At 64.4% G+C, this 14,347-nt stretch carries 14 protein-coding genes; 13 read left to right on the top strand and 1 reads right to left on the bottom strand.

Annotation, left to right across the window (positions count from 1 at the left end):
- Positions 1 to 21 precede the first annotated feature (21 nt).
- Together ACNJYA_RS34345 and ACNJYA_RS34340 are read left to right on the top strand one after the other, a co-directional pair.
- On the top strand, positions 22 to 861 hold the full coding sequence (locus ACNJYA_RS34345) for a shikimate dehydrogenase (RefSeq protein ID WP_172788718.1): 840 nt from the start codon (positions 22 to 24) through the stop codon (positions 859 to 861).
- A 57-nt stretch (positions 862 to 918) separates the two neighbouring features.
- Positions 919 to 1,545, top strand: coding sequence for a hypothetical protein (locus tag ACNJYA_RS34340; protein ID WP_172788717.1), 627 nt, complete (start codon positions 919 to 921; stop codon positions 1,543 to 1,545).
- A gap of 149 nt (positions 1,546 to 1,694) precedes the next feature.
- Here ACNJYA_RS34340 and ACNJYA_RS34335 read toward each other — a convergent pair whose 3' ends face one another.
- On the bottom strand, positions 1,695 to 2,831 hold the full coding sequence (locus tag ACNJYA_RS34335) for an alpha-hydroxy acid oxidase (protein WP_172788716.1): 1,137 nt from the start codon (positions 2,829 to 2,831) through the stop codon (positions 1,695 to 1,697).
- A 128-nt stretch (positions 2,832 to 2,959) separates the two neighbouring features.
- Here ACNJYA_RS34335 and ACNJYA_RS34330 point away from each other — a divergent pair, with 128 nt between their 5' ends.
- The 11 genes from ACNJYA_RS34330 to ACNJYA_RS34280 all read left to right on the top strand — a co-directional run bounded on the left by ACNJYA_RS34330 (position 2,960) and on the right by ACNJYA_RS34280 (position 14,225).
- Entirely contained in the window at positions 2,960 to 3,127 is a 168-nt protein-coding gene (locus ACNJYA_RS34330; RefSeq protein WP_172788715.1) for a hypothetical protein, read from the top strand.
- A gap of 219 nt (positions 3,128 to 3,346) precedes the next feature.
- The gene (gene glmM / locus ACNJYA_RS34325) at positions 3,347 to 4,690 is read left to right on the top strand and encodes a phosphoglucosamine mutase (RefSeq protein WP_260380953.1); all 1,344 of its coding nucleotides are present in this window, start codon (positions 3,347 to 3,349) and stop codon (positions 4,688 to 4,690) included.
- A gap of 249 nt (positions 4,691 to 4,939) precedes the next feature.
- The gene (locus tag ACNJYA_RS34320) at positions 4,940 to 6,190 is read left to right on the top strand and encodes an MFS transporter (RefSeq protein WP_439401533.1); all 1,251 of its coding nucleotides are present in this window, start codon (positions 4,940 to 4,942) and stop codon (positions 6,188 to 6,190) included.
- Between the two features lie 238 nt (positions 6,191 to 6,428).
- Entirely contained in the window at positions 6,429 to 7,262 is an 834-nt protein-coding gene (locus ACNJYA_RS34315; RefSeq protein WP_172788712.1) for an outer membrane protein, read from the top strand.
- Positions 7,263 to 7,429: 167 nt separating this feature from the next.
- Positions 7,430 to 8,317 (top strand): outer membrane protein, encoded by an 888-nt coding sequence (locus ACNJYA_RS34310; RefSeq protein WP_172788711.1) that lies wholly within the window; start codon positions 7,430 to 7,432, stop codon positions 8,315 to 8,317.
- Between the two features lie 70 nt (positions 8,318 to 8,387).
- Positions 8,388 to 8,978 carry a glutathione S-transferase family protein gene (locus ACNJYA_RS34305; RefSeq protein ID WP_172788710.1) on the top strand — a complete coding sequence of 197 codons (591 nt, stop codon included), beginning with the start codon at positions 8,388 to 8,390 and terminating at the stop codon, positions 8,976 to 8,978.
- Positions 8,979 to 8,995: 17 nt separating this feature from the next.
- Positions 8,996 to 9,460: a GNAT family N-acetyltransferase gene (locus ACNJYA_RS34300; RefSeq protein ID WP_439401532.1), complete on the top strand. Its 465-nt coding sequence runs from the start codon at positions 8,996 to 8,998 to the stop codon at positions 9,458 to 9,460.
- 157 nt (positions 9,461 to 9,617) lie between these two features.
- A complete protein-coding gene (locus tag ACNJYA_RS34295; protein ID WP_439364627.1) occupies positions 9,618 to 9,824 on the top strand; it encodes a hypothetical protein in 207 nt (68 codons plus the stop codon).
- A 79-nt stretch (positions 9,825 to 9,903) separates the two neighbouring features.
- A complete protein-coding gene (locus tag ACNJYA_RS34290) occupies positions 9,904 to 11,076 on the top strand; it encodes a phosphoserine transaminase (protein WP_260380949.1) in 1,173 nt (390 codons plus the stop codon).
- Positions 11,077 to 11,245: 169 nt separating this feature from the next.
- Positions 11,246 to 12,835 carry a phosphoglycerate dehydrogenase gene (serA, locus tag ACNJYA_RS34285; RefSeq protein WP_212259967.1) on the top strand — a complete coding sequence of 530 codons (1,590 nt, stop codon included), beginning with the start codon at positions 11,246 to 11,248 and terminating at the stop codon, positions 12,833 to 12,835.
- Between the two features lie 217 nt (positions 12,836 to 13,052).
- Entirely contained in the window at positions 13,053 to 14,225 is a 1,173-nt protein-coding gene (locus ACNJYA_RS34280; RefSeq protein ID WP_172788976.1) for a thiolase family protein, read from the top strand.
- Positions 14,226 to 14,347 lie beyond the last annotated feature (122 nt).

The following is a 14,347-nucleotide window of genomic DNA, read 5'->3' as shown; positions in this document are numbered from 1 at the left end:
CGGAAACGACCCGAGGGAAAGATGACCGCGTCCAGGATCCCCGCAGCCTGTCTGATCGGATGGCCGGCCGCGCATTCGCGCTCGCCGCTGATCCACCGTCACTGGCTGCGCACGCTCGGCATTGAGGGCGGCTATGTCATCGAGGCGGTGCCGCCGGAGGATCTGCGCGATTTCGTGCTGCGGCTGTCGCTGCGCGGCTTCGTCGGTGCCAACGTCACCATCCCGCACAAGGAAGCCGTGCTGGCGCTGTCGACCCCCGACGCGCGCGCCCGGGCCGTCGGCGCTGCGAACACGCTGTGGTTCGCCGAGGGCGAGCTGCGCTCGACCAACACCGATGTCGAAGGCTTCATCAACAATCTCGACGCCAGCGCGCCCGGCTGGGACATGGCCAAGGAGGCGCTGGTGTTGGGCGCTGGCGGCGCCGCGCGTGCGGTCGTGTTCGGCCTGCTGGAGCGCGGCATCAGCTGCGTTCATGTCGCCAATCGCACCCTTGCACGAGCCGGGACGCTGGCAAGGCAGTTCGGATCGAATGTGCATCCGCTGCCGTGGGATGCGATCGGGGACGTGCTGCCGGGCGCAAGACTTCTCGTGAACACGACCTCGCTCGGCATGCATGGCCAGCCTTCGCTCGATATCGACGTCGCGCGCCTGCCGCAAGACGCCGTCGTCGCCGACCTCGTCTATGTTCCCCTGGTGACCCCCCTGCTCGCCGCGGCCATGGCGCGCGGCCTGAAGACCGCCGACGGGCTCGGCATGCTGCTGCATCAGGCGGTGCGCGGTTTCGAGCTGTGGTTCGGGCGGCGGCCCGAGGTCACGGCCGAGCTGCGCGCGTTAATCGAGGCCGATCTCACGAAGTCTTGAGAGAATAGTGCGGGGTCTTTCGGAGTTCTCTCTTCCTGGGGACAATCGGAGACCGTCATGTCTGTTCAACGTGCAACTTTCACACGTCCGCTGATCGCCGTCGCGATGGTGGCCGTCTCGACCTATTGCGCCTTCGCCCAGAAGGCGCCGGTGCCGACGCGCGTGCGCGGCACCATCGAAAGCGTCAATGGCGACACCATGCAGGTCAAGTCGCGCAGCGGTGAGGAGGTCAAGCTTCGCCTCGCCTCCGACGTGAACGTGTCGGGCGTTACCAAGATCTCGCTCGCCGACATCAAGCCGGGCTCGTTCATCGGCGCGACCACCGTGCCGGGGCCGGACGGCAGCCAGAACGCCGTCGAGGTGCACGTGTTTCCGGAAGCCATGCGCGGCACCGGCGAAGGCTCGCGGCCCTGGGACCTCAAGCCCAATTCCAGCATGACCAATGCGACGGTGGCCGAGAGCGTCGTCGGCAATGACGGTCACACGCTGCTGGTCAAGTACAAGGACGGCGAGAAGAAGGTGTTCGTCGCCGACGACACGCCGGTCGTGACCTTCGTGCCCGGCGACAAATCCGAGCTGAAGGCCGGCGCCAAGGTGATCGCCTTCCTGAAGCAATTGCCGGACGGCTCCTTCGAGACCAGCCGCGTCAGCGTCGGCCGCGACGGCTTGACGCCGCCGATGTGAATGATCGAGCGCTGAACTCGTAGGGTGGGTTAGGGGGAGCCGTAACCCACCATGCTTCCGCATATGGCGATCTAAGGTGGTGGGTTACGCGCAGCGACCGCGCTTCGCGCAGCCGCTGAGCTAACCCACCCTACGGCACCGCCGCGCACTCACACTGCAATGACGTGATCGTCGATCTCGTCGATCCGGTTGACGCCGCACAGGCCCATCGTGGTGAGCAGCTCCTTCTGGATGATGTCGATCGCCTTGGCGACGCCGGCCTGGCCGCCGGCACCGAGGCCATAGGCATAGGCGCGGCCGATCATGCAGGACTTCGCGCCGAGCGCGAGCGCGCGCATCACGTCCTGGCCGGAGCGGATGCCGCCGTCGAACATGATCTCCATCCTGTCGCCGACCGCGTCCGCGATCTCCGGCAGGACCTCGATCGAGGACGGCGCGCCGTCGAGCTGGCGGCCGCCATGGTTGGAGACGACGAGCGCCTGCGCGCCGGTCTTGGCGGCTTCCTCGGCGTCCTCGACGTCGAGGATGCCCTTGATGATGAGCTTGCCCGGCCAGATGCTGCGGACCCACTCGACGTCCTTCCAGTTCAACGAGGTGTCGAACTGCGAAGCGGTCCACTCGGCGAGGCGGTTGAGATCCTCGGTGTTCTTCACGTGTCCCGCGATGTTGCCGAAGGTGCGGCGCTTGCCCTGCAGCACGCCGGAGACCCAGGCCGGCTTGCTGGCGAAGTCGAGCAGCTTCGACAACGACCATTCGGGCGGCACCGTCATGCCGTTCTTGATGTCGGCGTGGCGCTGGCCGATCACCTGCAGGTCGACCGTGAGCACCAGCGCGCTGCACTTGGCAGCCATCGCGCGCTGGATCAATTCCTTGATGAAGCCGCGGTCCTTCATCACGTAGAGCTGGAACCAGAACGGCTTCTCGACACTGGCGGCGATGTCCTCGATCGAGCAGATCGACATGGTCGATTGCGTGAACGGGATGCCGGCGGCCTGCGCGGCGCGGCAGGCGTGGATCTCGCCGTCGCCGTGCTGCATGCCGAGCAGGCCGACCGGCGCGAGGATCAGCGGCATGGTCGAGGGCTCGCCGAGGATCGTGGTCGAGGTATCGCGCTTGGAGACGTCGACCAGGATGCGCTGGCGGAACTTGATCGCCTGCATGTCCTCGCGGTTGGCGCGCAGCGTCTCCTCGGCATAGGAGCCGCGGTCGCAATAGTCGAAGAACGCCTTCGGCACGCGGCGCTGATGCAGCGTGCGAAGATCGTCGATACAGGTAATATGCTTCATGTCGTTTCCCCGGCCCGTCATGTCCCAACAGTCTTGCATCGGAAGATTTCGGGGTCATCTAGCATGGTTGGATGCACAGCCAAATCGTTTGCAGAACGTTTTGGAAGGAGAGCGCCAAGGAGAGCGTCATGACGAAGCCGCACGCGCCACCTTCGCCGGAAGAGATCAAGGAAAAGCATGATCTCGAGGAGGCGCTGGAAGAGGGACTGGAGGAGACCTTCCCGGGCTCAGATCCAGTCAATGTCACCCAGCCGGCCCCGAGCCGCGCCGACAGCCATGTGAAGCGCTCGGATTAGGCGAGTTCCGCCGCTTTTCGCTGGTCACGCAGGAATTACAATGTTAACAATATGTTATCGGGGCGGTCGCGGCGCCGGTTCCGTAACGATTCATCATATTTTTTGAAGCCAAGTTAGCCGCGATAGCTTTATAAGACCTCGGCAAATCAGGGATGCGGGTCCCGTTGGGGCAGCCCGTGGTTGTAGAGGGGACTCCCTGGTTGTTGCTTGGGGGACGATATGAGCCGCAAATATTTCGGGACGGACGGGATTAGGGGCCGCGCCAACGGACTGATCACGCCGGAGCTCGCGCTCAAGGTCGGCCAGGCCGCGGGCCTTGCGTTTCAGCGCGGCGACCACCGCCACCGGGTCGTGATCGGCAAGGACACCCGCCTGTCCGGCTACATGATCGAATACGCCATGGTCGCAGGCTTCACCTCCGTCGGCATGGACGTGCTGCTGGTCGGCCCGATGCCGACGCCGGCGGTCGCGATGCTGACCAAGTCGATGCGCGCCGATCTCGGCGTCATGATCTCCGCCTCGCACAATCTGTTCGAGGACAACGGCATCAAGCTGTTCGGCCCGCAGGGCTTCAAGCTCTCCGACGACGTCGAGCGGCAGATCGAGCAGCTGCTCGACGAATCCCTCGACAAGCGGCTCGCGCAGAGCGCGAGCTTGGGCCGCGCCCGCCGTATCGACGGCGTGCATGACCGCTACATCGAGTTCGCCAAGCGCACGCTGCCGCGCGACCTTTCGCTCGAGGGCCTGCGCGTCGTGATCGATTGCGCCAACGGCGCCGCCTACAAGGTGGTGCCCGAAGCGCTGTGGGAATTGGGCGCCGACGTGGTGCCAATCGGCGTCGAACCCGATGGCTTCAACATCAACAAGGATTGCGGCTCGACCTCGCCGGAGGCGCTGTCGAAGAAGGTACGCGAGATGCGCGCCGACATCGGCATCGCGCTGGACGGCGACGCCGATCGCGTCATCCTGGTCGACGAGCGCGGCCATGTCGTCGACGGCGACCAGCTGCTCGCGGTGATCGCGCAGAGCTGGAAGGAGGATGGGCGGCTGTCGCGTCCCGGCATCGTCGCCACCGTGATGTCCAATCTCGGCCTCGAGCGCTTCCTCAAAGGGCAGGGGCTCGATCTCGTGCGCACGCCGGTCGGCGACCGCTACGTGCTCGAGCAGATGCTGAACGGCGGCTACAATCTCGGCGGCGAGCAGTCCGGCCACATCATCCTGTCCGATTACGCCACGACGGGCGACGGTTTCGTCGCGGCGTTGCAGGTGCTCGCCGTGGTGCAGAAGCTGCGCCGTCCGGTGTCGGAAGTCTGCCACCGCTTCGATCCGCTGCCGCAGATCCTCAAGAACGTCCGCCACAAGGGCGGCAAGCCGCTCGACGATTCCGACGTCAAGTCGGCGATCTCCGACGGCGAGAAGCGCCTCAACGGCCACGGTCGTCTCTTGATCCGCTCCTCCGGCACCGAGCCCGTGATCCGCGTCATGGGCGAGGGCGAGGACCGTCACCTCGTCGAGGACGTCGTCGACACCATCGTTCTGGCATTGGGGCAGGCGGCGGCGTAAGGCGCGATCGTAGACCGGATGGAGCGCAGAGCATCGTAGGGTGGGCGAAGCGAAGCGTGCCCACGCGTCTGTCGCCGTATCGGAAAGATCGTGGGCACGGCGCAAGGGCGCCTTTGCCCACCCTACGATATCCGACTCGCGGAGAGGGCCTCGCGCATCCCAGCCATTTGCGATTGACGGTGGTTTCACCGCGGCTTGCATCGTAATGAGCGGATGCTGCGGTTCGCCGCGCCTGCCGGGATTGCCGTCTTGAACAAGCCTGTCGTCGTCTCAGAGGAAACGCTGACCGAGCCCGTCGTCGTCGCCGACGTGGCGCCGGTTGCCGTCAAGGCGGCGGGGCCGGCTTACCTCGTGCTCGCCGGCATCAGCGTCTCGCACTTCCTCAACGACACCATGCAGTCGCTGATCGCCTCGGTGTATCCGATCCTGAAGGACACCTACGCGCTCGACTTCGCGCAGATCGGCATGATCACGCTGGCCTTCCAGTTCACGGCCTCGCTGCTGCAGCCGGTAGTCGGGCACTACACCGACAAGAAGGCGCAGCCCTATTCGCTGGCGGTCGGCATGGCCTCGACCTTCTTCGGCCTCTTGCTGCTCAGCGTCGCGCACCAATATCTCGTCATTCTCGTTGCCGCCGCGCTGGTCGGCCTCGGCTCGGCGGTGTTTCACCCGGAATCGGCGCGCATCGCGCGGCTCGCTTCCGGCGGCCGCTATGGTTTTGCGCAATCGGTGTTTCAGCTCGGCGGCAGTTTCGGGACCTCGATGGGGCCGGTGCTCGCCGCGTTGATCGTGGTGCCGTTCGGGCAGGGCAGCATCGCCTGGTTCTCATCGATCGCGTTTCTCACGATCCTCATTCTCTGGCGCATCGGGCGCTGGTACGCGCCGCAGATCACGACGAAGCAGGCGGCGGCCGCCGACACCCATCCGGGCGCGCCGAGCTCGCGTCGCGTCGCGCTCGCGCTTCTCGTGCTGGTCGCGCTGTTGTTCTCCAAGCAGCTCTACGTCTCGAGCCTGTCGAGCTATTACATTTTCTACCTGATCGACCGTTTCGGCGTGTCGACGCAGGTGGCCCAGATCTATCTCTTCGTCTTCCTCGCGGCGAACGCCGTGGGTGCGTTTCTCGGCGGTCCCCTGGGCGACCGCTTCGGCCGCAAGATCGTGATCTGGATCTCGATCCTCGGCGCGCTGCCGTTCACCCTGGCGCTGCCCTATGCCGGGCTCGCTGCCAGCGCCGTGCTCAGCGTCGCGATCGGCCTGATCATCTCCTCGACGACGTCGTCGATCATCGTGTTCGCGCAGGAGCTGGTGCCGCATCGCTTCGGCATGATCTCCGGCGTGTTCTTCGGCGTCGCCTTCGGCATCGGGGGCCTGGGCGCGGCCGTGCTCGGCAAGCTCGCCGACCACACCTCGATCGAGTTCGTCTACCAGGTCTGCGCCTGGCTGCCGGCGATCGGGTTGCTCGCGGTATTCCTGCCCAAGCTGCCGCGGCACGTGCGTTAACGCATCCTCTCTTGCCGCGTTGCGGCTTCACACATCGTTAGGGAATGCGGCGCCGATGTCGCATTTTGCGCGGCAATTTTGCAACGCTCGCGCGGCGCGCGCGTGTAGGGTCAGAAAAAATCAACCTTAAAAATTAGGGTTAAGTGGCGCTTAAGCATTTGCTGGCATCGTCCTCCCCGTGAGTTTCCAGAACGTGAGGCGCCCGTATTTTGCCTCACCGGCCATAAGGACGAAGCCAATGCGTAGCGTTAAGTCTCTCCTTGCCGCGGGTGCGGCGACCCTGATCTCGTCGATGGCGTTCGCCGCCGACATGCCGATCGCCGCTCCCCCTCCCATGTACGCGCCGCCGGCTCCGCCCGCCGACTTCGGCGGCTGGTATCTGCGCGGCGACATCGGCATGACCAACCAGAGCGCCAAGCGCATCGAGAGCACCCTGCCGGCAGGGTTCACGAAGACGACAGAGGGCCTCGGCTTCGACTCATCCCCGCTGTTCGATCTCGGCGTCGGCTATCGCTTCAATAACTGGTTCCGCGCCGACGTGATCGGCCAGTACCGCGGCAAAGCCAATCTGCACGGCAGCGATAACGTCGTTGGGCCCGGCTTCGTGGGCGTCAACAACTACACCGGCAGCAAGTCCGAGTGGGTCGTGATGGCCAACGCCTATGTCGATCTCGGCACCTGGTGGTGCGTCACGCCGTTCATCGGCGCGGGCGTCGGCGGCTCCTACAACAAGATCAGCGGCTTCCGGGACGACGGCGTGTCCTTCAACCCGTTGCTCAGCAACAGCGTCGCCTACTTCGCCGATAACGGAAAGTGGAACTTCGCCTGGGCCGCTCATGCCGGTCTCGCCTACAAGGTCAATCCCGGGTTCACCGTCGAACTGGCCTACAGCTACATGAATCTCGGCGATGCGGCGCCCGGCAACTTCCGCTTGTTCGACAACAGCGCCTCCGGCCCGACCTCGATCAAGATCAAGGAGCTCACCTCGCACGACGTCAAGCTCGGCGTGCGCTGGGATCTCAACAGCCCGCCGGCCTACGTGCCGCCGCCGCCGCTGGTCACCAAGGGCTGATCGGAAGGCGGATCGGTTAGGACTTCTTAACGGCGCGGGATCATCCCGCGCCGTTTTGCTTTGCGTATTTTTCATGGCGAGCATCGACCAAAGCGCCTGGCGCAACCATTGGTTAAGGTTAACGGGCGATGATCATCGCAACAGTTCGAGTCCGATGGAGCGTGGTGATGCGTAGGCTGGTGTTGGCAGCGGCGATGTTGGGGACGGTATCGGCCGCGCAAGCGGCTGACATGCCGGACCTGCCCGTGCTGCGCGGCGGCTTCACCGACGGTCTGTCGAAGACGACCCGTAATTGGGATGGCCCCTACGCTGGCGGTCACTTCGGTTACACGACCGACTCGACCGATTTCGGCCAGAGCGTGGTCGGCCTGACCAACTACATCTTTCGTGACAGCGTGCTTCAGCAGCCGACCGCGTCATGGTCGCTCCTCAGCAAGAACACGGCACAGAGCACGAATTTCGGTGGGTTCGTTGGCCGCAACTGGCAATGGTACGACGCGGTGCTTGGTCTCGAAGGTACCTACACCTACTTCAACAACCTCAAGACCGCGTCGACCGGCTCCAACGCTCTCGACATCATCAACCCGCCTGGCGACACGGTGCCGCCAGGTGCCTTCAATCATTGGAACGTGACTCTGACCGGGGCCGCCACGGCTCAAGTCAAGGATATGGTCACGTTGCGTGGGCGCATGGGCTGGGATGGTGGTGACTTCATGCCGTATGTCTTCGGCGGCGCTGCCGTCGGCCGCATGGATGTTTCCCGCACGGTATCCAGCAACGTAACCCTGCGTACCGATACGACCACGACAGACCTATTAGGTAACACCATAATCGTGCCAGGAACGACGAATCCCGTTCCAGCTCAGTCGCAGACGCAGGGTCAGCACAAGACCAACGCCTTCGTGGTCGGCTGGACCGCCGGCATCGGACTCGAATATTGCCTGTGGGGTGGCTTGTTCGCGCGAATTGAATATGAGTACGTGCAGTTCTCGCCCGTCATGAACACGTCGGTGACGCTGAACAACGCGCATGTCGGCCTCGGCTACAAGTTTTGAGCCCTTCCTCCCTGGTTGACAAGTTTCTCGCCCCCTGATGCTCTGTCGTTCCGAAAGCGGGGCGGCAGCGATGAAGATCTACGGCGACAGCAATTCCGGAAACTGCCTCAAGGTGAAGTGGGTCTGCGACAAGCTCGCATTGCCCTACCAGTGGATCGAGATCGACACCCGCAAGGGCGAGACGCGCACGCCGCAATTCCTGAAGATGAACGGCGCCGGCCAGGTGCCGACCGTTGCATTCGGCGACGGCCGCACGCTGGCGCAGTCCAACGCCATCATCCGCTATCTCGCCCGCGACAGCGCGCTCGTTCCGCGCGACGCCTTCACGGCGGCCAAGATGGACGAATGGCTGTTCTGGGAGCAGTACAGCCACGAGCCCTACATCGCGGTGTGCCGCTTCCTCATGGTCTATCTCGGCAAGGACGCCTCCGAGCTCGATCCTGAAAAGGTCAAGCGCGGCTATGCGGCGCTCGATCGCATGGAGCAACATCTCTCATCCAGCCGCTTCTTCGCCGGTGACGAGGTGTCGCTCGCCGACGTGTCGCTGCTCGCCTATACCCGCCTCGCGCATGAAGGCGCCTTCGACCTCGGCCGCTATGCGTCCGTCCGCCGCTGGATCGGCGAAGTCGAAGCGTTTCTCGGCCTACCGCCGGCGCGTTGAATCCGGAGCTGTCTGACATGAGTGCCGAAACGGTCTCCATCCGTCCCGCGCGCCGCGAGGACGTCGCCGCGATCGTTGCGATGCTCGCCGACGATCATCTCGGCCGCGCGCGCGAGCGCGTGGAGGATCCGTTGCCCGCCGTCTATTACGACGCATTCGCGCGGGTCGAGCGCGATCCGAATCTCACGCTGGTGGTTGCCGAGAGCGCGGGCAGGGTGGTCGGCTGCCTGCAGCTGGCGATCCTGCCGGGCATCAGCTCGCAGGGCGGCATTCGCGGCCTGCTCGAGGACGTTCGCGTTGCCGCTGATTGCCGCAGCCGCGGCATCGGCGAGCGATTGGTGCAATGGGCCGTGACGGAAGCAAAGGCGCGGGGCTGCAATCTGGTCGAGCTTCTGACGCATCAGACGCGCGTCGATGCGCAGCGCTTCTACGAGCGGCTTGGTTTTGCGGCGAGTCACGTCGGCATGATTGTCCGCTTTTGAGGCAGCACCACGCGGCCGTTGCGCAATCAGCGAAATCGGATCGCGCGTTCGTTCATGTTAAGAGCCGGTAAACTACCCAGCCGTCGTTCACGTTGATGAAGGAACGAACGGTGCTACGCAGCGTCAGGCACCGAGCTCGGTCGGTTCGGGGATTTCGATGACAAGCTATTCCATCATCAAGGTCGGCAACGATTACGTCGTGCAGGCCAATGACAAATGCATTTTGAAGGTCGGCAGCCGCCGCAAGGCCGCGCAATTGATCAGCGAAGCCACGGACTTGCTGAATGCGCTCGCTGTCGTCGAATCCCCTGATATTGCACCGGAAGCGCCATCATTGGCGCGTGGGGCCCCCGAACTTCCTTGACGGACCTTCCCGATTCCCGTATCAGCCGCGGCGGGACACCTCCCCCCAACGGGAGGCTTACTATCTGGAAGGGTAGATCATGACTGTAGCGAAGCCCGCTTCGCGGCCGAACGTGCCGCATTTCTCCTCCGGCCCCTGCGCCAAGCGCCCCGGCTGGAACGCCCAAAATCTCAAGGACGCAGCCCTCGGCCGCTCGCATCGCGCGAAGATCGGCAAGACCAAGCTCAAGCTCGCCATCGACCTCACCCGCGAAGTGCTCGAGGTCCCCGCCGATTACCGCATCGGCATCGTGCCGGCCTCCGATACCGGCGCGGTCGAGATGGCGCTGTGGTCGCTGCTCGGCGCACGGCCCGTCACCACGCTCGCCTGGGAATCCTTCGGCGAGGGCTGGGTCAGCGATATCGTCAAGGAATTGAAGCTCAAGGACGTCACCAAGCTCAATGCGGCTTACGGTGAGATCCCCGATCTGTCGAAGGTCGATCCCAAGAGCGACGTCGTCTTCACCTGGAACGGCACCACCTCCGGCGTGCGCGTGCCTGATGCCAACTGGATCAGCGCGAGCCGTGAAGGCCTGACCATCTGCGATGCGACCTCGGCCGCGTTTGCGCAAGCTCTCGACTGGGCCAAGCTCGATGTCGTCACCTTCTCCTGGCAGAAGGCGCTCGGCGGCGAGGCCGCGCACGGCATGCTGATCCTGTCGCCCCGTGCGGTGGAGCGGCTCGAGACCTACAAGCCGGCCTGGCCGCTGCCGAAGATCTTCCGCATGACCAAGGGCGGCAAGCTCAATGAAGGCATCTTCGTCGGCGAGACCATCAACACGCCGTCGATGCTCTGCGTCGAGGATTATCTCGATGCGCTGAACTGGGCCAAGTCGATCGGCGGTCTCAAGGCGCTGATCGCGCGCGCCGACGCCAACACCAAGGTGCTCGCCGACTGGAAGGCGAAGACGCCCTGGATCGACTTCCTCGCCAAGGACGCCTCGATCCGCTCCAACACCTCGGTGTGCCTGAAGTTCACCGATCCCGCGATCACCTCGCTTTCCGAGGACGCGCAGGCGGAGTTCAGCAAGAAGCTGGTGGCCCTCGTCGAGAAGGAAGGCGCGGGCTACGACTTCGCCTATTACCGCGATGCGCCGGCGGGCCTGCGCATCTGGTGCGGCGCCACGGTGGAAGCAAAGGATGTTGAGCTGCTGACGCAGTGGATCGACTGGGCCTTCGCCGAGACCAAGGCCACGCTAGCCAAAGCAGCGTAAGTTCTTACCCTCCCCTGGAGGGGGAGGGTCGACGCACCGTCAGGTGCGGCGGGGTGGGGTGATCTCTCCACACGGCGCACCGGCAATTTTCTTTGTTGCAGCTTCACCCCACCCCGGCGCTTCGCGCCGACCCTCCCCCTCCAGGGGAGGGTGTGAAGGACACATCCTCATGACCAAACCCAAAGTTCTCATTTCCGACGCCCTCTCGCCCGCTGCCGTGCAGATCTTCAAAGATCGCGGCGTCGAGGTCGACTTCCAGCCCAATCTCGGCAAGGACAAGGACAAGCTCGCCGAGATCATCGGCAATTACGACGGCCTTGCGATCCGCTCCGCGACCAAGGCGACTGCCAAGATCCTCGAGAAGGCGACGAAGCTGAAGGTGATCGGCCGCGCCGGCATCGGCGTCGACAATGTCGAGATCCCGGCCGCGACGGCCAAGGGTATCATCGTGATGAACACGCCGTTCGGCAATTCGATCACGACCGCCGAGCACGCCATCACGCTGATGCTGGCGCTGGCCCGCGAGATCCCGCAGGCCGACGCCTCGACCCAGGCCGGCAAGTGGGAGAAGAACCGCTTCATGGGCGTCGAGATCACCGGCAAGGTGCTGGGCGTCGTCGGCTGCGGCAACATCGGCTCGATCGTCGCCGACCGCGCGCTTGGCCTGCGCATGAAGGTGATCGCGTTCGACCCGTTCCTGTCGCCTGAGCGCGCCAAGGACATCGGGGTCGAGAAGGTCGAGCTCGACGATCTGCTCAAGCGCGCCGACTTCATCACGCTGCACACGCCGCTGACCGAGAAGACCAGGAACATCATCGATGCGGCGGCGATCGCCAAGATGAAGAAGGGCGTGCGCCTGATCAACTGCGCCCGCGGCGGCCTCGTCGACGAGCAGGCGGTGGTCGAAGCGCTCAACGCCAAGCACATTGCGGGCGCCGCCTTCGACGTCTTCGTCGAGGAGCCCGCGACCAAGAACGTGCTCTTCGGCCATCCCAACGTGATCTGCACGCCGCATCTTGGCGCCTCCACCACGGAAGCCCAGGAGAACGTCGCGCTGCAAGTCGCCGAGCAGATGTCGGATTACCTGCTCACCGGCGCGATCTCGAACGCGGTCAACTTCCCCTCGATCACGGCGGAAGAAGCGCCGAAGCTGAAGCCGTTCATCGCGCTTGCCGAGAAGCTCGGCTCGTTCGCCGGCCAGCTCACCGAGAGCGGCATCCTCAAGGTCGAGATCACCTATGAGGGCCACGTCGCCGAGATGAAGATCAAGGCGATTACCTCCGCCGTGCTGTCGGGTCTGCTGCGCCCGATGCTCGGCGAGGTCAACGTCGTGTCGGCGCCCGTCGTCGCCAAGGAGCGCGGCATGGTGGTGGACGAGATCGTCCGCGCCGCCCAGAGCGACTATGAGAGCCTGATCACCGTCACCGTCGCGACCGAACGCCAGGAGCGCTCGGTCTCCGGTACCGTCTATCACGACGGCAAGCCGCGCCTCGTCGACGTCAAGGGCATCCGGGTCGATGCCGAGTTCGGCAGGTCGATGATCTACGTCACCAACGAGGACAAGCCCGGCTTCATCGGCAAGTTCGCGGGGCTTCTGGGCGACGCCAAGATCAACATCGCGACCTTCCATCTCGGCCGCGTCGCCCCCGGCAGCGATGCCATTGCGCTGGTCGAGGTTGACGGTGTGGTACCGGCCGACGTGCTCGCCAAGGTGCAGGCCCTGCCGCAGGTCAAGCAGGCCAAGGCGCTGACGTTTTGATCTTCACCTCTCCCCGCTGGGGAGAGGTGACACAGCAGGCCAACAGAGTCGAATTCCTTCGCCTTCTACAGACATATTCCGACCCGCGGAACAACGCCGCTTCCTTCGCCGGGAGGCGGCGTTTTATTTTCCCCGCGCCTGCCAAACTGTGTACCAATGGCGCCAGAACGCCTCGTAAATACGCTCCGTTCAAAATCGTTCGACAAGGGAGAAAACAATGCGTGAAGCCGTCATCGTTTCCTATGCGCGCACGGGCCTCGCAAAATCCGGCCGCGGCGGGTTCAACATCACGCCGCCGATGTCGCTCGCGGCCCACGCCATTCACCACGCGGTGGACCGCGCCGGGGTCGAGAAGGACTATGTCGAGGATTGCTATCTCGGCAATTGCGCCCATGGCGCGCCGAACATCGGCCGCCAGGCCGCGCTGCTCGCCGGCCTGCCGAAGACCACGGCCGGCGTCTCGGTGAACCGCTTCTGCTCCTCGGGCCTGCAGACCATCGCGATGGCCGCGAACTCGATCCGCTCCGACGGCGCCGATTGCATCGTCGCCGGTGGCGTCGAGAGCATCTCGATTCCGGGCGGCGGCTCGCCGAAGGAATCGATCGATCCGGAGCTGCTCAAGGTCGCCCCCGACATCTTCATGGCGATGATCGACACCGCCGACATCGTCGCCGAGCGCTACAAGCTCAGCCGCGAATATCAGGACGAGTTCTCGCTGGAATCGCAGCGCCGCATGGCCGCGGCGCAGCAGGCGAACAAGTTCAAGGACGAGATCGTCCCGATGAAGACCAAGATGAAGGTCGTCGACAAGCAGACCAAGGCCGAATCGATCGTCGACTACGTCGTCGATCGCGACGAATGCAATCGTCCCGACACCACGATGGAAGGTCTGGCAAAGCTCGAGCCGGTGAAGGGCCCGGGCAAGTTCGTCACCGCCGGCAATGCCAGCCAGCTCTCCGACGGCGCCGCCGCCGTGGTGCTGATGGAAGCCAAGGACGCCGAGAAGCGCGGCCTCAAGCCGCTCGGCCGTTTCGTCGCCTGGGCCACCGCCGGCTGCGAGCCGGACGAGATGGGCATCGGTCCTGTCTTCGCGATTCCGAAGCTCTTGAAGCGCACCGGCCTCAAGATCGACGACATCGATCTGTGGGAGCTCAACGAGGCCTTCGCCAGCCAGTGCTTGTATTGCCGCGACCAGCTCGGCATCGATCCCGCCAAGTACAACGTCAACGGCGGCTCGATCGCGATCGGCCATCCCTTCGGCATGACCGGCGCCCGTCTCACCGGCCACCTGCTGCAAGAAGGCGCCCGCCGCAAGGCCAAGTGGGGCGTGGTGACGATGTGCATCGGCGGCGGCCAGGGCGGCGCCGGCCTGTTCGAGATCTACAGCTGATCCAGGCCGCAGCAATGCGAAAGGGCACGGCGCCGCAAGCGCCGTGCTTTTTTTTGCTCGAGCTGTATCCCCATCGTCATTGCGAGCGAAGCGAAGCAATCCAGAGTCTCACCGCGGAGGCA

This window comes from Bradyrhizobium sp. BLXBL-01 (assembly GCF_051853025.1).
Classification (GTDB): domain Bacteria; phylum Pseudomonadota; class Alphaproteobacteria; order Rhizobiales; family Xanthobacteraceae; genus Bradyrhizobium.
This window is presented reverse-complemented; position numbering and strand designations above follow the sequence as displayed.

What these genes read in the sequence shown, in the direction of transcription:
- ACNJYA_RS34345 (WP_172788718.1), top strand. Translation starts at nt 22, where the DNA reads ATGACCGCGTCCAGGATCCCCGCAGCCTGTCTGATCGGATGGCCGGCC.
- ACNJYA_RS34340 (WP_172788717.1), top strand. Translation starts at nt 919, where the DNA reads ATGTCTGTTCAACGTGCAACTTTCACACGTCCGCTGATCGCCGTCGCG.
- ACNJYA_RS34335 (WP_172788716.1), bottom strand. Translation starts at nt 2,831, where the DNA reads ATGAAGCATATTACCTGTATCGACGATCTTCGCACGCTGCATCAGCGC.
- ACNJYA_RS34330 (WP_172788715.1), top strand. Translation starts at nt 2,960, where the DNA reads ATGACGAAGCCGCACGCGCCACCTTCGCCGGAAGAGATCAAGGAAAAG.
- glmM (WP_260380953.1), top strand. Translation starts at nt 3,347, where the DNA reads ATGAGCCGCAAATATTTCGGGACGGACGGGATTAGGGGCCGCGCCAAC.
- ACNJYA_RS34315 (WP_172788712.1), top strand. Translation starts at nt 6,429, where the DNA reads ATGCGTAGCGTTAAGTCTCTCCTTGCCGCGGGTGCGGCGACCCTGATC.
- ACNJYA_RS34310 (WP_172788711.1), top strand. Translation starts at nt 7,430, where the DNA reads ATGCGTAGGCTGGTGTTGGCAGCGGCGATGTTGGGGACGGTATCGGCC.
- ACNJYA_RS34305 (WP_172788710.1), top strand. Translation starts at nt 8,388, where the DNA reads ATGAAGATCTACGGCGACAGCAATTCCGGAAACTGCCTCAAGGTGAAG.
- ACNJYA_RS34300 (WP_439401532.1), top strand. Translation starts at nt 8,996, where the DNA reads ATGAGTGCCGAAACGGTCTCCATCCGTCCCGCGCGCCGCGAGGACGTC.
- ACNJYA_RS34295 (WP_439364627.1), top strand. Translation starts at nt 9,618, where the DNA reads ATGACAAGCTATTCCATCATCAAGGTCGGCAACGATTACGTCGTGCAG.
- ACNJYA_RS34290 (WP_260380949.1), top strand. Translation starts at nt 9,904, where the DNA reads ATGACTGTAGCGAAGCCCGCTTCGCGGCCGAACGTGCCGCATTTCTCC.
- serA (WP_212259967.1), top strand. Translation starts at nt 11,246, where the DNA reads ATGACCAAACCCAAAGTTCTCATTTCCGACGCCCTCTCGCCCGCTGCC.
- ACNJYA_RS34280 (WP_172788976.1), top strand. Translation starts at nt 13,053, where the DNA reads ATGCGTGAAGCCGTCATCGTTTCCTATGCGCGCACGGGCCTCGCAAAA.